Below are 23005 nucleotides of genomic sequence, written 5' to 3'. Positions count from 1 at the left end.
CATCGGCTCGCCCCCTACCCGCGTTTCAACAGCGCCGCAAGCGCCTGTCCCCCACCGATGCACATCGTGACGATCGCGTACTCTCCGCCAGTCCGCTGCAGCGTCAGCGCTGCGCGCACGGTGAGGATCGTGCCGGTCGCACCGACCGGGTGGCCGAGCGCGATCGCGCCGCCGTAGGGGTTTACCTGAGCGGGATTGAGATCGGTGTCGCGGATCACGGCAAGGGCCTGCGATGCGAAGGCCTCGTTGAGTTCGATTGTCGAGATGTCCGAGGGTGAGAGCCCCGTCTGAGCGAACAGCTTCCGCAGAGCGAGCGTGGGCGCGTACCCCATGATCTCGGGTTCGAGCGCAGCGGTGGCCACCGCTTCCAGAGTCGCGAGCACCGGCGCGCCCTCCGCACGGGCATCCACCTCGCGCATGAGAACTGTCGCCGCTCCGCCATCGTTGATGCCGGAGGCGTTACCCGCTGTCACCGTGCCGCCGTCGACGAACGCGGCGGGCAAACCCGCCAGAGTCTCCAACGTCGACTCCGGGCGCGGATGCTCATCGCGAGCGACCTCGACGGGCTTCCGCCCCGACGTGGTGACGGCGACGATCTCTTCGGCGAACGCGGCCTGCGCCTCCGGAGTCGCCGCTCGGCGCTGCGACTCGAGCGCGAAAGCATCCTGGTCCTCACGGGTCACACCGAATCGCGAAGCGACATTCTCGGCCGTCGTGCCCATGTGCCTGTTCGTGAACGGATCCGTCAGCATCGAGATCGTGCCGTCCAGCAGCTGCCGGTGCCCGAGACGATCGTTGAACCGGGCGTTGAAGTCGTAGAACGGCATCCGCGTCATGTTCTCGGCGCCGCCAGCGACAGCGACATCGATCCCGCCCCACAACAGTTCCTGCGCGGCCGACCAGATCGCCTGCAGACCAGAGCCGCACAGGCGGTTCACCGTGAATGCCGGGGTGTTGTCGTCGAGGCCGGCAGCCAGAGCGATCCGGCGCGAGATATACGCATCGCCCCCGACCTGTCCGATATTGCCAATCACGACTTCACCGACGCGAGACGGATCGATGCCGGAGCGCCGCATCGCCTCGATGGCTGCAGCGGCACCCAGTTCGTGAGCGGGCGTCTCCTTGAACGCCCCCGCGAAGCGTCCGACCGGAGTCCGCGCCCCGGCGACGATCGCGATCTTGTCCGGAGACGCTGACATCAGCCCGCCGCCTCTTCCGGTCGCTCCTGCACATCAATCGCCGCGGTATCCGGCTCATACTCGGCGATATGCCGCTCATCCGGACCGTTGTACGCCGACAGCGGCCTGATCAGTGCGTTGGACGCCTGCTGCTCGATGATGTGCGCCGTCCACCCGGTGATGCGCGACGCGATGAACAGCGGCGTGAACGTCAGTGTGTCGTAGCCGATGAGGTTGTACGCCGGGCCCGACGGGTAGTCCAGGTTCGGGTAGATGCCCTTGCGAGAGACGAACTCGCTCTCAAGAGTGTTGTAAAGATCCGCAACATCCGGACGGTCATAGTGCTCGACAAGAGTGTCCAGCGCGGCCTTCATGGTCGGCACGCGCGAGTCGCCGCGCTTGTAGACGCGGTGCCCGAAGCCCATGATCTTGCGCTTCTCCGCCAGCGCGGTATCCAACCACGACGAGACCTCTGACGCCGCGCCGATCTCATCGAAGATGTGCATCACGGCCTCGTTGGCACCGCCGTGCAGCGGACCCTTCAGTGCGCCGATCGCACCGACGACGGCGGAGTACAGGTCGCTCAGCGTCGACGTGATCACGCGCGCCGTGAAGGTGGATGCGTTGAAGGAGTGCTCCGCATACAGAATCATCGAGCGGTTGAAGGCATCCACCACCTCGGGCGCGGCCTCTTCACCGAACGTCAGCCAGAGAAAGTTCGCCGCGTAGTCGAGGTCATCCCGCGACTCGACAATCCCCTGCCCGCGCCTGCGCCGCTGACCGTAGGCCACGATCGCGGGCAGTACCGCGAACAGTTTGAGGCTTCGCTCAAGATTCTCCTCAGGTGTGCCGACGGCGTCCAGCACATTGCTGATTCCGGCTGTCTCGATCGCGCCGATCACGCTGACCGCGGTGCGCACCTCGTCCATCGGGTGCGAGTCCAGCGGCAGGCGGTCGATGGCTTCCTTGACCTCGGGCGCGAGCGCACGATTCGCGCGCTCGGTCGCGCGGAAGTCCGCCAACTCGGAAGCCGTCGGCAGCTCCCCGTGCCAGAGTAGATACGCGACAGCCTCGAAGGGCTGCGTCGCTGCGAGCTCCTGCACCGGGTACCCGCGGTAGAGCAGACTGTTCGTCTCGGGATTGACCTTGCTGATCGCCGTCTCATCCGCGATGACTCCGGCAAGGCCCTTCTTGATGTCGTTGTCAGCCATTGCTCACTCCTTCGTGATGGTGAAGTTGAAGACGCCCGAGTCGAAGTGGTTGTACGACTCGTAGTCGATCAGGTCATAGAGGTCGGCGCGATGCTGCATCTCACCGAGCTTCGAGGTCAGATGCCCCTCATCCAGAAGCGTATCGAGTGCACGGCCGGTCGCCCCCATTGCGATGCGCAGCATCGACACCGGCCAGATGACGATGTTCACACCGACATCCCGCAACTGGTCGACGCTGAAGAGGTCGCTCTTGCCGAACTCGGTCATGTTCGCGAGGATCGGCACATCGACGGCCTCACGCATCGCCGCGAACTCCTCGAGCGACCGCATCGCCTCCGGGAAGATCGCGTCGGCCCCGGCATCCACCAGCGCCTTCGCGCGGTCCTTCGCGGCATCGAGCCCATCGACAGCGGCGATGTCGGTGCGCGCCATGACGAGGAAGTTCTCATCGCGACGCGCGTCGACCGCGGCCCGGATGCGCTTGGCCGCGGTGCCGAGATCGACAACGGCCTTGCCATCGAGGTGACCACAGCGCTTCGGGTTGATCTGGTCCTCGATGTGAGCGCCGGCGAGTCCGGCATCTTCGAGCTCCTGGATCGTGCGGGCCACGTTCATCGGCTCGCCGAACCCGGTGTCGGCATCGATGATCGCCGGCAGCTCCGTCATGCGTGCGATCTGCTTGCCCCGACCAGCAACCTCGGTGAGCGTGGTCAGCCCGATGTCGGGCAGGCCGAGGTCGGCCGAGAGCACGGCGCCCGAGATGTAGACACCCTCGAACCCCTTCTGCTCGATGAGGCGCGCGGAGAGCGGGTTGAACGCGCCCGGAAACCGCAGCAGCTCGCCAGAAGCGAGCCGCTCGCGGAACAGCCGCCGCTTCTCAACAGGAGTGGTGCCGGAGTACAGCATCAGAACAGTCCCGTGGTGGTGGGCTCGGATGCTACGACGCCGGGCCTCGCGATGATCGAGAGCTCTGCGACCTCGGCCGCGGTGAGCTCGGGAAGACGCTGAACCAGCGACAGGAAGCGCTCGATCTCCTCGGGCGCGAGCACGGGCTCTGCGAGCAGGCGGAACTTGGCGATGTAGTTGTCGCGGGCGAACGGCCGGGCACCCAGCGGGTGAGCATCCGCGACGGCGATCTCATCGACGAGCGTCGTGCCGTCGGTGAACGTGATCTCCACGCGACCGCCGAAGGCCTTCTCCGAGATGTCGTTCGAGTGGTAGCGGCGCGTCCACTCGGCATCCTCGAGCGTGGTCACCTTGTTCCACAGCTCGATGGTGTCGGCCCTCGATGCCCGGGAAGGGGTGTACGAGTCGACGTGGTGCCAGGAGCCGTCCTGCAGAGCAACGGTGAAGATGTACGGAATCGAGTGGTCGAGCGTCTCGCGCGAGGCGGTCGGGTCGTACTTCTGCGGGTCGTTCGCGCCGGAACCGATCACGTAGTGGGTGTGGTGGCTGGTGTGCAGAACCACGGACTCGATGTCGTCCCACCCTTCCGCTCCCTGAGCCTGTCGAAGGGCGTGCAGCTTGCGCGCCAGATCGATCCAGGCCTGCGCCTGATACTCCGCGGAGTGCTCCTTCGTGTACGTGTCGAGGATCGCCCGCTTGGCCTCGCCGGCGGCGGGCAGCGGCACCTCATATGCAGCATCCGGGCCATCCAGCATCCACGCGATGACGCCGTCCTCGCCTTCGTAGATGGGCGAGGGACTGGTCTGGCCGCGCATGGCGCGGTCGACAGCCTCGACGGCCATCTTGCCGGCGAAGGCCGGGGCGTGCGCCTTCCACGTGGAGATCTCACCCTTGCGGCTCTGACGCGTGGCGGTCGTGGTGTGCAGGGCCTGAGAGACGGCCTGGTAGATGGTCGCTGAGTCGAGGCCGAGAAGCGTGCCGATGCCGGCTGCGGCCGAGGGCCCGAGGTGGGCGACGTGGTCGATCTTGTGTTTGTGCAGGCAGATCGCCTTCACCAGGTCGACCTGGATCTCGTAGCCGGTCGCGATGCCGCGAACGAGCGCACGGCCGTCGCTGCCTGCGTGCTGGGCGACCGCGAGGATCGGCGGGATGTTGTCACCGGGGTGTGAGTAGTCCGCCGCGAGGAACGTGTCGTGGTAGTCGAGCTCGCGCACGGCGACGCCATTGGCCCATGCCGCCCACTCGGGGCTCGTGCGCTTCTCCAGCGGAGCACCGAAGACGGTTGCTCCCTTCCCCCCGGTGGAGACCGGGTGAGCGAACGCCTGGTCGCGGGCAGCGATGATCGGCCCACGAGTGAGGGACGCCGCGGCGACCGATGCGTTGTCGATGATGCGGTTGATGATCATCTCGACGACGTCCTGCGGGACCTCGACGGCATCGGTTGCGACTTCGGCGATCTTCCAGGCCAGCTGCTCTTCGCGGGGCAGGCCCTCTTCGCTCTTGTAGACACGGACGTGGTGATTGACGGTCATGATTGCCCTCTGCTGTCGGTGATTTCAGGGTTCTGGATGCTGTCGAAAATGCTCGTGAGGGCGTTCCGCAGGTGCACATGGGTGGCGTGCGCGGCGAGATCACCATCACGCTCGGCGAGCGCTTCGGCGATGAGCCGGTGCTCTGCGACGGATGCGGCGAGACGCTCCCGGTTATCCCGCGCCATCCGCCGCACTCGCACGAGGTGCGTGCGGACGGTGCGCAGGGCCGCGGCGATGTAGTCGTTGTCGACGGCGGCATCGACCGCCGCGTCGAAGCGCGCGATGAGCGCGTAGTAGTCGTCGCGTCCGGTGGCGGCATCGAGGGAGGCTCCGGCCACCGCGAACTCGGCCGCCAGCCCCGCGAACAGCTCGGCATCGCCGCGTTCTGCGGCGAGGCGAGCCGCGGACTCTTCCAGTGCGCGGCGGATCTCGAACAGCGAGCGGATGTCGCCTGCGTCGATGCCGGAGACCACGGTGACGCGCGGAGACTGCTGCTCGACGAGCCCGTCCGCACTCAACTGGTGGAGCGCTTCGCGCAGCGGCGTGCGGCTGACGCCAAGGCGTGCCGCCTGTTCGACCTCGGCGAGAACTGCGCCAGGGGCGAGGGCGCCGGACTGGATCTCCTCGAGCAGTGTCGCGTAGGCGCGATCACTCGCCCGCGCCCTTTCGACGGGCACCGTCTTCTCGACGGGGGTGGTGCGCTCAGCAGTGGTGCTCACACTGGCAGTGTATACATAAATCGCCGCTGTGGGCGCCGTAGTTCACTCGAAGGCGCGGAACGTATACAGATCGACCTCTGGCGCCGGGTCAGAACAGACCGGAGTCGTCGTCCTCATCTGCGGGCGAGGTCGGCTGGTCGTCCTGATTCGACTGCTCTGCGTCATAGGGGCGCCAGCCGATGGCACGATCGAGCAGCGTTCCATGCCGGGACGAACGCGGCTCCACACCCTCGACGTCGCGGTCGCTGATCACGAGGATCGGATCGATCGTGAGCGGGGCGATGACCATCTGATCGACGATCGTCCTCTCGATGGCGACACGGAGATCACGCGCCCGGTACTGGTCGGTCTCCACCTCGAGCTGCGCGAGCAGATCATCGCGGGCACCGTCGGTCGCATCCGAGTAGTTCTCGGCGCCACCTGTCCCCCACTGCGCGCGGAGCTCGTCAGCAGTCTCGGGAAGCTCCTTCATGCCCAGATAGATGTCCCAGTCATCGCTGCTGGCGACCACTTCTTCGGGCATATCGCTGCCGCAGTCCGTGGCGATCCAACCGGCCTCTCCTACCTGCGCCTGGAACGATGCGAACATCCCGGCGGCGAGAGCGGAACCGCGATCGTAGAGCACACAGATGCGGATGCCCTCTGGCACCCCTGCGGCAATGCGCAGATCCGCCGCATCGCCTCCGCTGCGGAACTTCGCCGTGAAGCCCGTGTCTTCGACTGCCACCTGGTAGCCGTCGGTCCCCGGTGCGAAGACGACGGAGGATACACCGGGATAGATGTCGCTCCAGGGGCCTGCTCCGGCTTCCACCACGTCGCCGCGGTCGAAGCTGCGCATGAGGACGCCCCGCACCGCACTATCGCTCAGGGGTCGGGATGCCACGGTGTTCGCCTGAGCCACCCACACGACCCCGTGATCGATGTCATCGACGCCGTAGTCGTCTCGTTCGAGCTGACGGATGCTTTCGAAGTTGTCTGCGCGCGGTACGACCTGCACCAGGTCGTACTCGGCGCCGACGGCATCCGAAAGATTTTCGCCATCGTCATGCTGCAGGACGATGCGTTCGTAGCTGGCGGTCTTCTCAGCGACGTATGCGGCGTTCACCACAAGCGTGACCCGCTGCGCAGGATCGTCCGACTCGCCATCCACCGTCTCGACACGATACGGACCACTCGAGAGCATCAGGTCGTCGCGAGAGAGCTGGTCCTCGCCGAGAGCGAATCCGCTGTTCCACAGCGCGGCGACCTTCGCCAATGCCGCGGTGTCCGAACCTGTGATCGCCTCGATGACAGCAGTCTTCGCCGCCATCGGGTCATCGATGCCGAGGGCATAGCGGCCCACGACATGCGCGGGAACAGCGACATCGAGCGCGGACTCCCACCCGTTGAATGGACGCGCGAAGTGCACGTCGATGCGACGCTCGAACTCGTCATACGTGGGTATCTCGTCGCTGAGTGCCATCCCCGTCGGGATGGAGTCGAAGCGCAGCTCGTCCTCTGGCGCTTCGCTGTCCGGCGCGAAGAAGTTGGAGCCCGCGGCCCACGCGAGAAGCAGATCTGCCGCGTCGAGAGCGATCCCATCAGACCACAGCGGCTGCTCGAGATCGTAGGCGAGAGCGAAAGAGTCCTCGGCCTCCTCTTCGATCGTGACGGTTCCGAAAGTCGGATTGAACTCGATCTTCCCCGCGCGTTCGCGCACGAACTGCGAGCGGGTGAGCTGCTCGACGTCGAGATTCCCGCCGGTGGCTCCTGCAACGCTTGCGACATTGACGCTCGAGAGCGAATCGCCCCACGCCACGTCGACTTGACTGCCTTCTATGACTGACGGCGGGTACCCCTTACCTGTGCACGCGACGAGGGACAGCGAGATGACGACCGCTGCAACCCCGCCCAGTACGCGCGTGATCGCCGTCATGGCTGCGTGGCCACCCAGCGCAGCGTGGATATGCAGGCGTCGTAGAGCAGCTTCGATGCGGCCACCTGCTCATCATCGGCGCCGGCCTCGGCCGGGCGCGCGACCGTTGCAGTGAAGTGGAGTGCACGGCGACGCCGGGTCGTCGGAATCGGCGTGAGGTATTCCACGGTCGTCAAGCCGATGGATGCTTCTCCGACGGAGACGATCTCGTCGCGCTCGAACCGGATGAAGCGCTTGTCTCCGAGCAGTGGCTGCGCATCGAACTCGCGGATCGCGTGCGACACCATCTGGTCGAGTGAGACATCGGCGGTCGCCGTGCGCGTCGACACGATGATCGAGCCCGGGATCCAGAGCGTGTTCTCGTCGCCCGTCGTCGCCGCGTAATATGCGACCGCGCCCGCAGAGCTCATGGCGGTATAAGAATCGTCCACCATCGCATGAACGGCTGCGTAGAGGTCAGGGCGCTGCACGCTGAGGAACTTCTTGCGCAGCGCGGCTTCAAGAGCAGCACGGTCGTCGTCACCGACGTTGCGGCGCTCCCACCCAGCGGGCAGATCGATCTCGAAGTCTGGTTCTGCACTCATACCCAGCTGCTCGCGCAGGGTCATACCGCTTCCGCTGTTCATGAGTCCTCCTTGATGTGCAACCGCCCCAACGGCCGCGCTTTGAGCACCTTGATGTCGACATCGGGAAGCAGCCGACGCTCCGCAAGGGCGTCGATCGCATCGTTGCGCTCCTGCATGACGTACCGCATCGCCTTCTCGTCCAGCTCGTCGATCGGTATCGCCTGCGTCTCCACGATAGGGGCCTGCGGAGGGGACACCGCAATGACCACGAACACGACCACCGCGAGCGCCATCATCACGTACGCCGGAAGCATCATCAGCCCCGTATCGGCGCCGCCCTCCGCCGCGAGCTGAAAGGCGATGAGCACACCGAGCACACCGAATCCGATTGTCAGGCCGAGAAGGATCAGCAGCGATCCGTTCCTTCGGCGGCCATCGACGAACCAGCGGATGAGGATGAGGACGACCCCGAATGCCGCGACACCGTATGAGAGCATCGCCCACGGAATGCTGCCCATATCCGGCGCATCCGTTCGCCCGATCGCGATGTCGCGGGGGCTGCCGAAAACTGCGGCGAACCCGCCGATCGAGGCGAGCAGTGCCAGCAACGGCGCTATGCTCCACGCAACGCGCCATTTCGGCGTCTTCACGATCTCATCCGCCCTGCCCGTCCATGCGAGCACATGGGCCTCGAGCACATCCAGCCCGTGCGGTTCGTAACGCGATACCTGGCGAGCCCAACGGGACGGTGGTGGCGAGTTCGCGGGGAGTTCAGGCAACGACATGCAACCCAATATTCCACGAGTCGATGCCATCCCATGAGTCGACGTCGGTATCGGGCAGTTCAGCGCGACGCGCGCCCACGAATGTCCGGCCGTCCTCGAACTCGAGCGTCAACGATCCGACGATCTCGATCAGGCCCTCCTGCATCCGATCGAACACCAGCGCAGCGGTCGGCTCGATGAACACCGCAATGTCCAGATCACCGTCGGTGAAGATGAACACGGTCTGGTGGGCGACGAGACGCTGCTCCTCGACCACCTCCTCGAGTGTGCGCGTTGCGAGCATGCCGTGGCCTGCACCCGCGGCGTGAATCGGTGAGAGCGCGAAGCCGTGGCCGCGCCACCAGTCGACCGGCGCCGGAGTGATCATGAACACCCGTACGGTCGCCACGATCGGACGAGCAGTGGGCATGAAAGCCATCACCAGCAGGTCCGACTTCTCCCTGTCGCCGGCAGCTTCCGCCAAAACACGACAGATCGCAGGCCCTGCATCAGGATCGAAGCGATCTCCGTGTGCGCGCGCGACGGCATCGACGACCGCGCCGGCCCAGCGGTCACGTTCCGCGTCGTCACCGAGGATCGGTATCTCGATCCACCCGCCCGCGTCCGTGCCTGCACGTGCCCGAATCCGTGTCACCAGATCACGTCCAGCACCGGCAGGTAGGTGTCGCCGACGTCGACCTTGCCGACCTCTTTCTTCATGCCGTCATAGTCAGGGAGAACCTTCGCGAACATCCCATCAACCTTGAAGATCGCCCCCACGAGTCCTCGTTGCATCTCGACGACCCCCGCGAAGAGCTGCCATCCCCCGGCCCCACCGAGATCCTCGAAGAACTTGGGTTCTTTACCGGTAAACAGGCGGGTCATCACGCCGCTGAGACCGCCGGAGACGCCGCCGAACGACGAGGGGTTCTTGATCAGACCCGCAAGGTCGTCCAACCCGGTCCTATTCGTGACGTTCGTGAACTGCGAGACGAACTCGGAGCCGAATTTTCCGCCCTTCGTCGCCCAGGTGCCGCCTTCGGCGAGGATCCCGCCGATCTTTCCGATCGGGATCACGTCGATGATGGCCAGCGTGAGATCGACCCACGTCGCCTCGCCACGCGCGAACTGGATGACCACGATGATCAGCGTCAGCCCTGCGACGATCGCTGCGAGAGCCCCGATGATCGGGCCCCCGATGATGATCGCGGCGATGCCCAGCACGAAACCGGCCCAGGAGAGAACGTTCTTGATGGCCGCAAGCCATTGCGTCCATCCGTCGGCGATCTTCCCCGACATCTCATCGGTGATGCCGCTGACGGCGTCGTCGAACGCCTGCTCCCACGTGTTGTAGTCGGCGTCGAAGTCCTCGGCCTCGCCTTCCCAGGCTTCGAAGGCCACCTTCTTGGCAGCATCCTCTTCTGCCTGCGCGTCAGCCTCAGGGCTGCCTTCGTCTGGCTGGAACAGTCCGCCCGCACCTCGTGGGTCGACCTTGCCGGGGAGCCCCTGGTACGAGGCCCACAGCTCATCGCATGTATCGACGCGAGTGTCGATCTTGGGCTTCAGTTCGGCGAGCTTGTCGCCGTAGGTGACGAGCACGGGACCTATGGGCTTGTACAGCTCGCCGGCTTCCTTCAGCTGCTTGTAGGCGTCGCCGATCGTCTCGATGAGCTTGTCGACCGCTTCTCCCTGCTGGTCGGTGGCGCGCGTGGCGATCCGCTCGAGCACGATCGCGCTATCGATCATCTGCTCGCCGAGCGTTCCGATAGCAGCCCCTCGCGCCGAGATCGTTTCCGGCGTTCCCTTGACGTACTCGATGTCACGCCCTGCAGGCGACTTGTCCATGCTGCTTCCCTACTGCTCCGGCTCGAGAGCAATCGCGAGCTCATCATCACCCTGACGGAACCCATCAAGGATCCCGGTCACGCGCTCGAGTATCTTCGAGAGGTCATCTTTCAGCTCGTCGCGCTTCTTGTCCCAGCGCTCTTCGAACTCCCTCGCCGCATTGCGCAGTTCATGACGCCCATACGGATCGCTGATCGCTGCCTCGAGCTCGTCCGAGCCGCTCACCGCGCCCTCGAACTCCGCAACGATGCTGGTCAGACTCGTCTCGACTTCACCGAGCTCTGTGTACGAGATGTAGACGTCGCTCATCCCCACTCCTTCACATCATGTCCGAGCAATCGAGTCGACGATGGTGGGGCCGCGCGACACACATCCGGCCCCGCCATCGATCGCATGGCGGCTCAGCCGCCGGCGAGTGCGTCGTCGAGGTCCTGGATAGCCTGCGCCATGTCGCGAAGCGCCGAAGCCATGTCGGTCACTCCCTCAGCAGCCTGCTTCATACCGTCGGTGAGCTCCTGGTAGCCCTCCTGGAACTTGCCAGAGGCCTTCTCCGTCTTGAAGCCATCCTCGACAAGGTCATCCACGTGACCCTGCAGCTCATCAAGCAGCTCGTCAATCGAGATCTTGCCATCGTCCAGCTTCGTAGCCGCCGAATCCATCTCGTCGTATGTTGCGCCGAAATCACTCATGCGCTCACCCCATTCCTGTCAAGACCGGCAGCCCACCGCGGACCACCTACACACACATTAATGAGACCCCGCCCACGACACTATGGGGAGCAATACCCACTGCTTCGGGCCTGCGAACAACGACATCAGGCCAGCGGAGCTCATGTCTCCGCTGGCCTGATAGCCCTCGCCTCCGACTGAGGCGGGCTTCGTCAGTTCTACGACTCGAGCGGCTCAGCCGCCGGCGAGTGCGTCGTCGAGGTCCTGGATAGCCTGCGCCATGTCGCGAAGCGCCGAAGCCATGTCGGTCACTCCCTCAGCAGCCTGCTTCATACCGTCGGTGAGCTCCTGGTAGCCCTCCTGGAACTTGCCAGAGGCCTTCTCCGTCTTGAAGCCATCCTCGACAAGGTCATCCACGTGACCCTGCAGCTCATCAAGCAGCTCGTCAATCGAGATCTTGCCATCGTCCAGCTTCGTAGCCGCCGAATCCATCTCGTCGTATGTTGCGCCGAAATCACTCATGCGCTCACCCCATTCCTGTCAAGACCGGCAGCCCACCGCGGACCACCTACACACACACTAATCAAGCGAACCGGAGGAACACGATGGGGACTATTCCCCATCGTGAACGATTGCGGTCAGCCGAGCAGTCCCCGAGCATTGAGCACGATGAGCGAGAGCACGACGGCGAACACACCCGCGATGCCGAAGACGATGGCAACGCTGCGAGCAATGTCGGCGCGGAGCGCTTGGTATCTGGGCCCGGTCCCGCGGCTCTGCCGACGCACGAGCTCCCACACTGCCGAGCCTGCCACCGAGGTGGCGAGTTCTTCGATGAGCTCGAGTTTCTCATCCCTTCGACGCTCAACGCCCGCGGTGACCGGAGCGGATGGGAAGAGGTAGAGGTTGCGATCTTTGATCTCGATGTCGAAGTATCGTCCGACCCGCTGGAACAGCTGCACCGTCTCTGGGCTGAAGAAGGCGCGCGCCAGGTGTTCGCCGCCATCGCCGACGAACAACCGTCCCCGGCGGGCAAAACCCCCATCCACACGCTGCGAACGGTGCCACTGGTCCGGTGCCACCCGCACCCCCAGAATCCGAGAGAGGTGGCCGAAGCTCAGAATCATGTGCGGCATGCGCTCCGGCAAGCGGATGACGACGTACGGATGACGACGGCCGGTAGGTGCCCGATAGCGGGCCGACACCTGGGAGGACAGATGGCCGATCTCGATCGGGATGCCGCGAACATCGTAGTTGAGCATGCCGAACCGCTCGTGCTCCGCACCGTAGGCGAACGGGACGCCTGCGTACCCACCCGTGCCCGCTTTCCACAGCGTGAACCGTCCGCCCACGTGCGGCGCCAGGGAACTCAACCTGGCCATCACCCGTGGTGAGTACCTGATGACGTTCACCATCGCCAGCACGCAGACCAGTGCCGAGATCACCGTCACGGCGAACAGCGGCATCGACGTATCCTCGAGCACGAAGAGATTCACTGCCGCGGTGAGCGGCACCAGAACGCCGCTGATCAGCGCAGCTCGCTTCGGGAACCGCATGATCGCCGCAAACCGCTCCTGCGCGGTGTCATCAGCGCTCGATGTCCCGCGGTGCGCGTCGCCGCCCGCCGCTTCTGCCGATCCGGAGGGATCCGTCATCGTGTCGTCTTCTCCATGTGAGTCGGTCAAGGTCACCTAGACACATTCTTCCACCGCAGCGACGCGACCATCAGATCGAAGAATGCGTGGACGAACTGAATCTGTTCGTCATCACGCGGAATGTCGGCGGGGCGCCCATAGCCGGCAAGCAGTTCCAGCGCGCGCCGGCGGCGCGTTCCCGGCACCGGCGTGACGTACAGGGTCGAGCTCAGCACCATCTGCGCGTCGCCCTCGCCTCGGATGCTTTCCCGTTCGATCCGCAGCAGCGTACGGTTCTTCCCCAGCGGCTCGGCTCGTTCTTCGAGGATCATCCGCTTGATATAGCCATCCATCTCGGCGGAAGACGGTGCAGAACGGATCGTCGCGATGATCGATGCTGGCACGGGAAACGGCGTCGACACATCCGGCCCCGACGGTGCGAAGTATGCCACGACGTTCTGCTTTCGCATCTCGTCCATCGACTGACGGAGCATGTTGCGCAGCACACCGGCCGCTTGGAGCGCATCCACGGTGCCGACGTGCATGAGCTTGCGGCGCAACCGCTGCTCGATCAGTGCCTGATTCTCCGGAGAGGGTTCGTGGCGTTCCCACCCTTTTGGCAGCGACAGGTCGAACTCGGGGTCCGGACGAGCGCCCAGCAGATCACGCAGGGACATGCCGCCATCAGACACCAATGCCTGTTCCTTCCTCGAGCCACTGATCACTATCGGCGGGCAACAGATGCTCACGCTTGCCCGTTGCAAAAGCGTTGCCCGTCGAGTCTGTCAGAACGCACGAGTCGATCGTCTCGGCGATGGCGGGTGCCGCCATCATGTACGCGTCGAGCGGGCAGGCATGCACGCGCACGACCAGTGCCGCATCGCCACGGTCAAAGATGATCGCCGCATCGATCGATGCGCTCCCCTGTGTGAGCTCGGGCGCTATCCGGCGGGAGTACTGGATGCCCTCCCCGAACGGACTCGACAGGTAAGGCGAGGCCTCGAAGCCGAGTGATTCCCACTCGGTCGCGCCGTCGTCGGCGGCGACGTGGAACGTCACGCGGACCGGCAACGGTGAGTGTGTGGGCCAGGTCACGAGGTCGGCGAGAGTTCCCTCCGGCCTCGAGCGCTGGAGCATCTCGAGCACCTGATCGAGAGCGTCGGAGAAGCGTGCGTCCTCATCGGCCTCCCAATACTCCCTCACCATGTCGGCGACGACGACTCCCCACTGCCGACGCCGCTCGTGCTCATCGGGCGCAGGAACAACGGCCCATGCATCAAGAGGTCCGTCGAACCGCAGTTCCCACATCAACCATCACCCTTGATCCAACTGACAACGGTATTCACGGAGGACAGGGGCGAATACTGCGAGATGACCGTGTCGATCCCCGTGTCAGCAATGAAGTCAGTGACACGCAGGACATTCGGGATATCGAAGAGCATGCCTGCGCCGACGCTGCCGTGAACGATCAGATCAGAAACGCTGTCCGCGAAGACCCTCGAGATATCGAGCCCTCCATCGGCTGCGATCCTCACCGTCGAGGGCAAGAAGTCTGCGAGGCCCGACGCGCCGACACCGAGCTTCGTGACGAGGGGCCCCATGTCCGAGACGGCATTGGCAAGAGGACCCAGCCCAGGGACTGCACACACGAGGTCGATGGCCAGCGTCAACAGGTTGGTTTCTCCCCGGGCGAACCGAACGATGGAAATGACGGCGGTGGCGATACCGATGATGGCGCCCACCGTCGCTGCGATCCCGGCGATCGCCGCAGCGACCGGTCCGGTGATGACGAACGTGCAGACAATGAACACGACGGCAACGATGATCGCGACAACCGCCAGAATGTTGTAGGCGATCTCCAGGAAATCCCCGAACCACTCGCTCCAGCCGTCCTTCGGACCGTGTTCGTGGGCGTTCTCGATCGCGGAGACCGCCTGGTTCCAGGCCGTCTCCCAGTCGTCGTACTGCTGGTCCCAATGGTCCGCCGCATTCATCCAGGCTTGGAACGCGTCATACTTCGCCTTGTTGTCGGCCGCATCGGCCTCGGCGTTCGGGTCATCGTCGCCGTCTTCAGCGGCGACGTCACCGTAGAGATCGCCGTCGGTTCCGGCATACGTCGACCACTTCTCGTCGGCGTCTGAGTACGCAGTGGCGAGCGCTTCCGCAATCCCGCCGACATCACCGATCGCCCAACCATAGGTGCGGATCGCGTCGGCAGTGTCGTAGTACAACGCGCCAGCATCGCCGAGGATCTGCCAGGTCTCACCCACGCTGTCGCGCAGCTTCTCGACCGCCTTTCCCTGCTGGCCGTCGTCGCTATTGGCGAGTTCCTGCAGCGTCGTCGCGGCACTTTTCATGCGCGACGCGATGGTGATCATGGCTCCCGCGGTCGAGACGACCTCACCCGGCGACATCGACGCCTGCTCGATCTCGTTCCCCCCTGGCGTCGACGGCCAGTTGACGTAGGCACCTTCACTCCAGCATCTGCTCATGCCTTATCCCCCTTGACTGCTGCTCAGTAGTCCGAGCTGGTCGGCACATCGGCGCCGTTCTCGAACTGCGCTGCGGCATCATCCTCGAACTTCTGATAACCGTCGTATATCCCCTGTGCAAGATCCCTGATCGACGTGAGGTCTTCCACGAGGCTCTCGCGCTTGCTGTCCCAGCGGTCCTCGGACTCCTCGGCCGCATCGGTGAGTTCGCTCCGTCCGAAAGGCTCGCCGATCGCGTCACGCAGAGCCGCGCCTTTGCTGCCGGAGTCGAGCTCCTCGATCATGCTGTTGAGTCGGAAGAGGAGAGTGCTGAGCTCGGTGTATTTGATGACGACGTCAGCCATGCGTCAGTTCCCCGTCTTTCTCAAAAATGGCGAGCCGGTAGAGCTCCCATCCACACAGTAGTCAGGCGCACCCTCATCGCACGATGGGGAGCATTCCCCATCCTGAGGTGCTCCCGTGCATCAGCCGGCCTCGCCGGTCGACGAACCGCGCTGTGCTTCGAGGCGCGCTTGCCTGCGCGCACGTCGCGCATTGCGCTCATCGTCGTTCGACAGGCCGCGACCAGCCGGCGCGGCCGCGGGCGCAGCCGTGGCTACAGGCGCGGCCGCATCCTTGGGCTTCTCCGGCATCCGGAATCGCGCATCCGAGACATCGGGCCTGTCGTCATGCGCGACCGGCATCTGGACGAGAGAGGCCCGCCCTGCCTGCACGAACATGCCCCGCCCGTCCGGGAAGTCCGCGCGCTTGACGCGCCCGAACGGCACTTTGAACAGGCTGTCACCATCATACGCGTCCGGCTTCAGCGCAATGCCCTGTCGCGCGGCCTTCCATTCGCCCATGACCCCGGAGCCGCCACCGGCTCGCGAAACGTCCGCATCGCCGATGAGCATGTGATCACTGTCGTTGACGGCCTTCAGCAATGCCCGCATCGGCCGATCAGCGGCACCATCGGCGAGGTGAGGCATGTCTTCGCAGACGATTAGGATCCGGAACGGAATCGATTCGTCGGCGACGATGTCCGTCAGCTCCGCGGCGAGCTCCTTCTCATCGTCCGATTTGGTGGCGCTGCGCACCCACGGTCGGAAATCAGCGAGCTCGGAACGGCGCGTGCCGAAGTGGAACAGCTTCACCTCCGGGTCGAACCGTTCCATCGCGATGATGAGTGACTTCATCGCATTGGTCTTGCCTGACGCAGGCGGACCAGTGATGATGAACGATCCTGCCGGGTCGAAGCCACGCGGTTCCAAGGTGTCGTCGGCGATGCCGAACACCGGCTGCCGACCGATGCTGCTGGGCAGGTCGCGGATATCAGCGTGGAGCGGCAGCGACCCGATCGACGGCGCCTCCTGCGCCCCCTTCGCTCGCAGGTCGGCGGCCAACTGGTCGAGCCACTTGGCCTGCTCGGATGTGTTCGAGGTTCCACCCGGCACAGCGAGCTGCACCTCGCTCTTGTCGACGATCGCCCGCCCGGGGCCCGACTGATCGCTCAGGACGTCCTTGGGCGCACCGACGAGTGTGTACTGGTTCACGTCCGACAACCGCAGGATGATTCGACGCGAGATATTCGATGACACACCGGTCGGCACTGCACCGCCACGATCGGCCGTGATCACCGCGTGGACGCCGAGCGGACGGCCTTCACCGAGAATCCGCATGAACTCCCGATAGAACGGTGCGCGGTTCGCCGTGATCTCCCAGTCCTTCTTGAACTCGGGGAAGTTGTCGATCAGCAGGAAGATGCGTGGCATGGACGAGTCCACGAGTTCCCGGTACTCGGCGAGGTTCGAGGCGTGCGCCGCCGCGAAGCGCTCGCTGCGCGTGTCGAGCTCTCTTCCGAGCATCCGCAGCAGTCGCTGGATGCGCTCGGAATCCTCGCCATCGATGATCGATCCGACGTGCGGAAGCTTTTCGAGCACGCCCAGGGCACCCGACGCGAAGTCGAGCCCGTACACCTGAACCGCACCGAGATCCGGACGCATGCCGGCTGCGGTCGCGATCGACTTCAGAACCGTCGATTTGCCAGCCCCGGAAGTACCGAGGGCGAGCAGCGAACCATCGCGGTCCGGAACGAAGTGGATGGGGTTCTGCTGCTGCCGCTCAGGAATGTCGGCGACGCCGAGGGCGATACGCCCGTCGCCTTCGAGTGGCATCTTTCCCAGATCGATCATGTCGGCCAGGTCATCGAGCCAGGGTCGCCGCGGCGCGACGAGCGCGGCCTGACGGTGGGCCGCGATGATCGACTTCACGACGCGCTTCTGGTCGTTCGGTCCGAGATCCGCATCATGCGAGTCGCTCTCGGCCGGACGGTCGGGTTCCCATTCGTGGACGCTACCGAACCGCAGTTCCGCAACCTTGACCTCGGCGGCAGCGACGGCATCCTCCGTGTTCGTCCATCCGCCGGCGTACGCCGACTGGAAAGGCGTCAGCGGCCCAGGCCCGGTCTTCGCGATGGCGCGACCGGGAAGCGACGGCGGGAAGGATGCGGCGACGACATCATCGACGACATCGCGAGAGTCCGATTCATCCGCCATGCGCAGAGCGACGCGAAGGTTCGTGTTGGCGCGGAGATTGTCTTTGATGACACCCGCGGGACGCTGCGTCGCCATGATCAGGTGGATGCCGAGCGAGCGCCCTCGCTGCGCGACATCGACGACGCCGTCGACGAACTCCGGCACTTCGCCGGCCAGCGCCGCGAACTCGTCGATCACCAGCACCAGCGCGGGCGGGGTCTCCGGGTCCTGTCGCTTCTCGAGCTCGAGCAGGTCCTTCACCTTCTTCCTGTTGAAGAGGTGCTCCCGGTAGTGCAGCTCGGCGCGCAGACTGGTCAGCGCGCGTCGCACGAGATGGGGGCTGAGGTCGGTGACCAGCCCGACGCAGTGCGGCAGCTCGACGCAGTCGGCGAACGCGGATCCCCCCTTGTAGTCGACGAAGAGGAATGTGACGCGATCAGCGCTGTGAGCGCTCGCGATCCCGAGCACCCATGCCTGCAGGAACTCCGATTTTCCGGCACCGGTGGTGCCGCCCACCAGAGCGTGCGGCCCCTGGGCGCGAAGGTCGAGGGTCATCGCGTCGCTGGCGCCCTGACCGACGATCGCACGCAGGTTCCCCGCTTTGCGCAGGCGCGGGCGCTCGGTCGCGGAACGATCGATGATCGTGTTGTTCTGCCGCCAACGGTCGATGACGGCCTGCGGGTCACTGGCGACCTCTTCGCCGACGAGCGAGAGGAACGCCACTGAACTCGGGATGTCGGATTCGTCATGGATCACCGTCGACACATCCGTGACGGACGCGAGTCGCTTGGCGAGCATGTCCATATACGCGTTGGACACACCCTCGACCCGTGTGTGGGTGTACTGCTCACCAGAGCGGACGAGGCCCACCGTGACATCATCCAGGCCCGCGGTGACATCAAGGTAGCTCCGGCAGGCCGCCGGCAGCGACTCCACCGTCGGCGAGACGAAGATCGCGTGCACTCCGACTTCAGCCCCGAGCTCGAGGATCTGCGTCAGTCGCGCACGATCGACGGGTGCGTCATTGGTGACCATGATGATCACCGAGATCCGTGTCTTCACATCGGTCTCTTCCGCAGCCCGGTGGACGTCGGTGCCGTACAGCATCGGGTTCCAGGTCTCTTTGAACGGCCCGCGGTGCGCCGGCCCCTTGACCAGGCGCATCACGTAGTCCTCGAGCTGATTGAGCAGCGCGTTCGCGGTCGGAGCACTGTCGGCAAGCGGCAGATCCTTGAAGGGACTCGTCTCACTCGAGGTGTGCGGCAGCCACTTGAGCCATTCGAGCTCCTCGACCCAATCGGAATCCGCGAAAGCCACCGCCACGACGTCATTCGGCGCGTGCAGCCCGAATACCTGCACCGCGAGTCCACGCACGGCATCCGCTGCCACGGCATCCGGCCCCGCGACCCCGATGGAACCGCTCGCAGGCAGCGTCTCCAGCACGGGCACTTCGTGCACCAGCCGGTAGCGCTCCTTCAAACGATCGACGCGCTCGATGTACTCGGGCAGGCCGTCCAGCGATTCGGACTCGCGGATCGCGTTGCGCGACACCGCGGTCGAGACCCCCAGTCGCAGAGCGAGGAAGTTCCAATGCTCAGGACGCCGCGTCCACAGCATCGGGCCAAGACGCATCGCATGATCGAACACCTCGACGACGGGAGGCACCTCTTTGTTCCTGGCGCTCTCCTCACGAGGCTTCTCGTGGAAGAAGACCTCTTCCAGATGCTCGAACTGCCGCTCGAACAACTGCAGTTCATGATTACGCTTGTTCTTCATCTGCACGCGCTGGTTGATGAAGTTACCCAACGCCATGAGCGGCGTCATGATGATCAGCAGGAGCGCGCGTGGGCGCTCTGTGATGAGGTAGATCGACAGCGCCATGATGATGGGGGCGACGAGCATCGTCCACGGGAACAGACGCATGAGCGTCTCTGTCGGCATCCGCGGTGGCGTGTGCTGGATGCCGGGATAACGTTCCTCCACGCGCGGGCTGCGGTTGAACCGCAACCCACCGCCGCGTTCAAGAACCGGGTGGTCTTCGAACGGGTCGTAGTCGTCGGCGAGGGCGACGACCAGCGTCGAAGCCCCGATGACGAACTGCTGCCCAGGCTCCAGGCGCACGCGTTGCACCTGCTCACCGTCGACGTAGACGCCGTTCGTGGAGTTCAGGTCGACCAGTTCCAGAGAGGTCGAGACCTCAAGACGCGCGTGCTTCTTCGATACCATCGCGTCGGGGAGCACGACGTCGTTGGGTCCGACGCGCCCGATGAACGAATAGCCCTGGGCTACGGGGAACACCTGCCCTTTCATCGGCCCATCGATCGCACGCAGGAAAGCCACGATCTTGCGGTCTTCGGCGGACTGGCCCTGGTCGCGCTTCACTGGGCGCACGGCGGCGGCGAAGCCGGACCCGATCGGCGCCTCGCCGATCGGAATGTCAGGTTGCAGAAGCTCCAGGTGCTCGCCGGTCGGCGGAGCGACGGCGAGAGTGAGGACATCGTTCGGATCGACGAAGATCGACCGTGCAGGATCTGCGGCAGCGATATGCCGCGCGACATCTCCGGTCGTGGCCGTCGAGTCAGCGACGACAGCGATGTCCACAGGGTCGCCGCTCGGGCGATGCAGAGTGAGCTTAACCTTCATTCATCTCTTCCCTCTGTTCACCATTCGTGAACGTCATACCGTGCCGATCGCCATCGTGCGGTCACCGAATCGCACCACGTCACCCGGCGCGGCGATGAGCGCCGCGCCGGAGGGCACCTGCGTCTCGACTCCACCGCGCAGGATGAACGTGCCGTTGGTCGATCCCAGGTCCTGGACCTCGATGCCCGATGCCGACCGGCGAATCGCGAAGTGTGTCTTCGAGACCGATCGGGTGTCATCGGACACGGCTACGCGCTGCGCAGCACCGAAGCTCCCGGTCTCGTCGGGATTGCGCCCGAAGATCATCGGCTCGGCGAACACGTACGTGTCGCCGGAGTCGAGGGCAAGTCGTACGGCAGGTTCCGGGGCGGCCGCGGGAGGCGTCTGCGGGGCGGGAGCGGGAGGCTCCGGGGCGGGCGCGGAAGGTGTTCGCGGGGCGGAGCCGGACGCGATTTCGGGCGGCACGCCGAGCACGACGCGATGATCCTCAGGTGCGCGCGGCGGAAGCCCTGTGGCAAGAAGCGGCGCCTGGCCCGATCTGTCGGCACGATAACCGCCGACGACCGCGGCGCCTTCCTTCTCGACCGCCGTCACCGTACTCGCAGGACCCAGGTGTTTCGCGACGATCCCGACGGAGTCATCGCGGCCAGCACGCCTCGACTTGGCAACGCCCAGTACCCCGGCACTGACGCTGTGCGCCGGTCGGTACTCGGGCTCCGCTCCGCTGCTCTCGGCTGTCGCGAGCGAGGGCAGATCGCGGGTCTGAGGTGCGATCTCGACCTTCACGACCTTTCGTGCGATGCGCATGCGCTTTCCGTCGTAGGGGTCGAGCCCCTTCTTCACGTCGATCAGCCAGACCTGGGTGGCATGATCATGCCACGCGCGTCCCCGCTGCTCGGAATCGCCCAGCGCCGAGAAGAACATCAGCGTCGGTCCGATCACGGGCACGATGTTCGAAGCGCCGACGATCAGAGTGCGCAGAACGATCCGCCAGAACCCCGGCTTCGCAAGTCGCACCACGTTGATGCTGCGTATGCCGGTGATGGCTTTGCCGATCGTGACGCCCACTCGCCCTTGGAAAACGCCCTGCACGATCAACAGCGCGAGGGTGAGCAGTGCAGTGATGCCCGCGATGAGCACAGCGACGAAGAAATTCGGATGCGCCACGAGCCCGTACAGGGTGATCTCCGACCGAGCGAACATGAGCAGTAGAGGGACGCTGAAAGCCCAGTAGGGGATCTGCACGATCAGATAGATGACGACGTCGATCGTCACGGCGAGGAACCGTCGCCCGTAAGGGGCGCGAATCAAACCGAGCGCGGCGGCGTACGCGGGATCGGGCCGCCCGGCCGCGTCCAGCCCCTCGATCTCTTCGTCAGCGTCATCCACTTCCCAGATCGTCGTCACGTGCCCACCTCCTCCGGCTGCGGCAGACTCGTTCTGCCGTACCCTGCAACGTTACCGATACTGGCTCGATGTCTGAACTGAACGCATGGGCACTCCTCCCCGGAGCCGGTGCGCTCGGACGTGACAGGATCGAGGGATGCCGAACGACGAACCGCTCTCGATCGTGCTCACCGATGGACGCACCGCCCACGTCATCCCGCATGCTGACGGATGGCTTCTCGAGGTCGGTGGCGTGCAGCAATCGCACATCGCCGAGCCCGGTCGTCCCCTCTCACTCGCATACGCACGCTGGATGATGGCGGCTCTCGACAGCCGAGATCACCGCCGCGTCGCTCAGCTCGGCGGTGGTCTGCTGATGCTGGCGCGCGCGATCGCGGGGCGATGGCCGGATGCTGTGCAGGTCGTCCTCGAGTCCGAGCCTGCGCTCGTGTCACTCGTTCGCTCACACTTTCCGCCACCCGCCGGCGTCACGATGATCGAGGGCGACGCGCGCGTCTGGCTCGCTCAGGCGGCGTCCGGCTCGCAGGAGGCGATCCTCATCGATGTGTTCCACAACGGACGAGTCCCCCCCGCGTTCTCGTCGGTCGAGCTCGCTGATGGCGCGCGACGAGTCTTGACTGATGAGGGGATGCTCGTCGTCAATTCCGTGGCGGGACCGGAGCTGGAATTCACTCGCCGTCAGCTCGCCACCTTGCAGAGCGTCTTCCCCCATGTCGTCATGATCGTGCAGGGCTCGTCCCTCGGAGGTCTGCGTTTCGGCAACGCCTGTCTCATCGCCAGCGGTGCAGAGATCGACGCCGGCAGCATCCGCGAGCACCTGCGAGGCGACTCGTCGAAGGGCGCGCTGGTGACCGACGTCGCCTCGATCATCGATGGCGCGACGCCGATCAGCGAAACCGAGGGACTATGGTCTCCGGAGCCGACGCTGCCTGATGTGTCGTCCTCGGTTGAGATGCTCGAAGGGATGCGGCACGCACTCCTGGGCCTCCTGCCGAAACGTGGCTAGGGCGGG

General features: G+C 65.0%; 21 protein-coding genes. 1 reads left to right on the top strand and 20 read right to left on the bottom strand.

All coding sequences use genetic code 11. The features are described 5' to 3' along the window. Nucleotides 1–14: 14 nt before the first annotated feature. The 20 genes from ACTU6V_RS03570 to ACTU6V_RS03475 form a co-directional block, all read right to left on the bottom strand. A complete protein-coding gene (locus tag ACTU6V_RS03570; protein ID WP_443468596.1) occupies nucleotides 15–1199 on the bottom strand; it encodes a thiolase family protein in 1185 nt (394 codons plus the stop codon). Further along, a complete protein-coding gene (locus tag ACTU6V_RS03565) occupies nucleotides 1199–2389 on the bottom strand; it encodes a bifunctional 2-methylcitrate synthase/citrate synthase (RefSeq protein ID WP_443468595.1) in 1191 nt (396 codons plus the stop codon). The genes ACTU6V_RS03570 and ACTU6V_RS03565 overlap by 1 nt, the downstream gene beginning before the upstream one ends. Nucleotides 2390–2392: 3 nt before the next feature. Beyond that, nucleotides 2393–3295, bottom strand: a complete 903-nt coding sequence (gene prpB / locus ACTU6V_RS03560) for a methylisocitrate lyase (RefSeq protein WP_443468594.1) — start codon at nucleotides 3293–3295, stop codon at nucleotides 2393–2395. Beyond that, nucleotides 3295–4827 carry an MmgE/PrpD family protein gene (locus tag ACTU6V_RS03555; RefSeq protein WP_443468593.1) on the bottom strand — a complete coding sequence of 511 codons (1533 nt, stop codon included), beginning with the start codon at nucleotides 4825–4827 and terminating at the stop codon, nucleotides 3295–3297. The genes prpB and ACTU6V_RS03555 overlap by 1 nt, the downstream gene beginning before the upstream one ends. After that, complete coding sequence (locus tag ACTU6V_RS03550; protein WP_443468592.1) at nucleotides 4824–5546, bottom strand: GntR family transcriptional regulator; 723 nt, start codon at nucleotides 5544–5546, stop codon at nucleotides 4824–4826. Before ACTU6V_RS03550 ends, ACTU6V_RS03555 begins: the two co-directional genes overlap by 4 nt. A gap of 88 nt (nucleotides 5547–5634) precedes the next feature. Continuing rightward, nucleotides 5635–7461, bottom strand: a complete 1827-nt coding sequence (locus ACTU6V_RS03545; RefSeq protein ID WP_443474936.1) for a periplasmic substrate-binding domain-containing protein — start codon at nucleotides 7459–7461, stop codon at nucleotides 5635–5637. After that, nucleotides 7458–8087, bottom strand: coding sequence for a hypothetical protein (locus ACTU6V_RS03540; protein WP_443468590.1), 630 nt, complete (start codon nucleotides 8085–8087; stop codon nucleotides 7458–7460). Before ACTU6V_RS03540 ends, ACTU6V_RS03545 begins: the two co-directional genes overlap by 4 nt. Further along, nucleotides 8084–8812 (bottom strand): hypothetical protein, encoded by a 729-nt coding sequence (locus ACTU6V_RS03535; RefSeq protein ID WP_443468589.1) that lies wholly within the window; start codon nucleotides 8810–8812, stop codon nucleotides 8084–8086. The genes ACTU6V_RS03540 and ACTU6V_RS03535 overlap by 4 nt, the downstream gene beginning before the upstream one ends. Continuing rightward, nucleotides 8799–9446, bottom strand: coding sequence for a hypothetical protein (locus ACTU6V_RS03530; protein ID WP_443468588.1), 648 nt, complete (start codon nucleotides 9444–9446; stop codon nucleotides 8799–8801). The genes ACTU6V_RS03535 and ACTU6V_RS03530 overlap by 14 nt, the downstream gene beginning before the upstream one ends. Continuing rightward, nucleotides 9443–10636 carry a hypothetical protein gene (locus ACTU6V_RS03525; RefSeq protein WP_443468587.1) on the bottom strand — a complete coding sequence of 398 codons (1194 nt, stop codon included), beginning with the start codon at nucleotides 10634–10636 and terminating at the stop codon, nucleotides 9443–9445. Before ACTU6V_RS03525 ends, ACTU6V_RS03530 begins: the two co-directional genes overlap by 4 nt. A gap of 9 nt (nucleotides 10637–10645) precedes the next feature. Beyond that, complete coding sequence (locus ACTU6V_RS03520) at nucleotides 10646–10945, bottom strand: hypothetical protein (protein WP_417509060.1); 300 nt, start codon at nucleotides 10943–10945, stop codon at nucleotides 10646–10648. Between the two features lie 92 nt (nucleotides 10946–11037). Then, the gene (locus ACTU6V_RS03515; protein ID WP_443468586.1) at nucleotides 11038–11325 is read right to left on the bottom strand and encodes a WXG100 family type VII secretion target; all 288 of its coding nucleotides are present in this window, start codon (nucleotides 11323–11325) and stop codon (nucleotides 11038–11040) included. Nucleotides 11326–11538: 213 nt separating this feature from the next. Further along, the gene (locus ACTU6V_RS03510; protein ID WP_443468586.1) at nucleotides 11539–11826 is read right to left on the bottom strand and encodes a WXG100 family type VII secretion target; all 288 of its coding nucleotides are present in this window, start codon (nucleotides 11824–11826) and stop codon (nucleotides 11539–11541) included. Between the two features lie 116 nt (nucleotides 11827–11942). Then, nucleotides 11943–12989, bottom strand: coding sequence for a hypothetical protein (locus tag ACTU6V_RS03505; RefSeq protein WP_443474935.1), 1047 nt, complete (start codon nucleotides 12987–12989; stop codon nucleotides 11943–11945). A 2-nt stretch (nucleotides 12990–12991) separates the two neighbouring features. Further along, nucleotides 12992–13615, bottom strand: a complete 624-nt coding sequence (locus ACTU6V_RS03500; RefSeq protein ID WP_443474934.1) for a hypothetical protein — start codon at nucleotides 13613–13615, stop codon at nucleotides 12992–12994. 7 nt (nucleotides 13616–13622) lie between these two features. Beyond that, entirely contained in the window at nucleotides 13623–14249 is a 627-nt protein-coding gene (locus ACTU6V_RS03495) for a hypothetical protein (protein ID WP_443468583.1), read from the bottom strand. Then, complete coding sequence (locus ACTU6V_RS03490; protein WP_443474933.1) at nucleotides 14246–15430, bottom strand: hypothetical protein; 1185 nt, start codon at nucleotides 15428–15430, stop codon at nucleotides 14246–14248. Before ACTU6V_RS03490 ends, ACTU6V_RS03495 begins: the two co-directional genes overlap by 4 nt. Nucleotides 15431–15453: 23 nt before the next feature. Then, nucleotides 15454–15774 (bottom strand): hypothetical protein, encoded by a 321-nt coding sequence (locus ACTU6V_RS03485; RefSeq protein WP_443468581.1) that lies wholly within the window; start codon nucleotides 15772–15774, stop codon nucleotides 15454–15456. A gap of 120 nt (nucleotides 15775–15894) precedes the next feature. After that, nucleotides 15895–20586, bottom strand: a complete 4692-nt coding sequence (locus ACTU6V_RS03480) for a type VII secretion EssC family protein (protein WP_443468580.1) — start codon at nucleotides 20584–20586, stop codon at nucleotides 15895–15897. A gap of 33 nt (nucleotides 20587–20619) precedes the next feature. Then, nucleotides 20620–21993 (bottom strand): RDD family protein, encoded by a 1374-nt coding sequence (locus ACTU6V_RS03475; RefSeq protein WP_443468579.1) that lies wholly within the window; start codon nucleotides 21991–21993, stop codon nucleotides 20620–20622. A gap of 136 nt (nucleotides 21994–22129) precedes the next feature. Between ACTU6V_RS03475 and ACTU6V_RS03470 the strand changes: the two genes are divergently transcribed. Continuing rightward, a complete protein-coding gene (locus ACTU6V_RS03470) occupies nucleotides 22130–22999 on the top strand; it encodes a spermidine synthase (RefSeq protein WP_443468578.1) in 870 nt (289 codons plus the stop codon). Nucleotides 23000–23005 lie beyond the last annotated feature (6 nt).

The organism is Microbacterium zouquanmingi (assembly GCF_052266675.1).
In the GTDB taxonomy this organism is placed as follows: Bacteria; Actinomycetota; Actinomycetes; order Actinomycetales; family Microbacteriaceae; genus Microbacterium.
The sequence above is the reverse complement of the archived record's forward strand: the minus strand, read 5'-3'. Positions and strand labels throughout refer to the sequence as shown.

Coding starts and splice junctions, on each gene's coding strand:
- prpB (WP_443468594.1), bottom strand. CDS start 3,295: ATGCTGTACTCCGGCACCACTCCTGTTGAGAAGCGGCGGCTGTTCCGC.
- ACTU6V_RS03570 (WP_443468596.1), bottom strand. CDS start 1,199: ATGTCAGCGTCTCCGGACAAGATCGCGATCGTCGCCGGGGCGCGGACT.
- ACTU6V_RS03510 (WP_443468586.1), bottom strand. CDS start 11,826: ATGAGTGATTTCGGCGCAACATACGACGAGATGGATTCGGCGGCTACG.
- ACTU6V_RS03470 (WP_443468578.1), top strand. CDS start 22,130: ATGCCGAACGACGAACCGCTCTCGATCGTGCTCACCGATGGACGCACC.
- ACTU6V_RS03540 (WP_443468590.1), bottom strand. CDS start 8,087: ATGAACAGCGGAAGCGGTATGACCCTGCGCGAGCAGCTGGGTATGAGT.
- ACTU6V_RS03525 (WP_443468587.1), bottom strand. CDS start 10,636: ATGGACAAGTCGCCTGCAGGGCGTGACATCGAGTACGTCAAGGGAACG.
- ACTU6V_RS03555 (WP_443468593.1), bottom strand. CDS start 4,827: ATGACCGTCAATCACCACGTCCGTGTCTACAAGAGCGAAGAGGGCCTG.
- ACTU6V_RS03545 (WP_443474936.1), bottom strand. CDS start 7,461: ATGACGGCGATCACGCGCGTACTGGGCGGGGTTGCAGCGGTCGTCATC.
- ACTU6V_RS03485 (WP_443468581.1), bottom strand. CDS start 15,774: ATGGCTGACGTCGTCATCAAATACACCGAGCTCAGCACTCTCCTCTTC.
- ACTU6V_RS03565 (WP_443468595.1), bottom strand. CDS start 2,389: ATGGCTGACAACGACATCAAGAAGGGCCTTGCCGGAGTCATCGCGGAT.
- ACTU6V_RS03520 (WP_417509060.1), bottom strand. CDS start 10,945: ATGAGCGACGTCTACATCTCGTACACAGAGCTCGGTGAAGTCGAGACG.
- ACTU6V_RS03480 (WP_443468580.1), bottom strand. CDS start 20,586: ATGAAGGTTAAGCTCACTCTGCATCGCCCGAGCGGCGACCCTGTGGAC.
- ACTU6V_RS03490 (WP_443474933.1), bottom strand. CDS start 15,430: ATGAGCAGATGCTGGAGTGAAGGTGCCTACGTCAACTGGCCGTCGACG.
- ACTU6V_RS03535 (WP_443468589.1), bottom strand. CDS start 8,812: ATGTCGTTGCCTGAACTCCCCGCGAACTCGCCACCACCGTCCCGTTGG.
- ACTU6V_RS03500 (WP_443474934.1), bottom strand. CDS start 13,615: ATGTCCCTGCGTGATCTGCTGGGCGCTCGTCCGGACCCCGAGTTCGAC.
- ACTU6V_RS03515 (WP_443468586.1), bottom strand. CDS start 11,325: ATGAGTGATTTCGGCGCAACATACGACGAGATGGATTCGGCGGCTACG.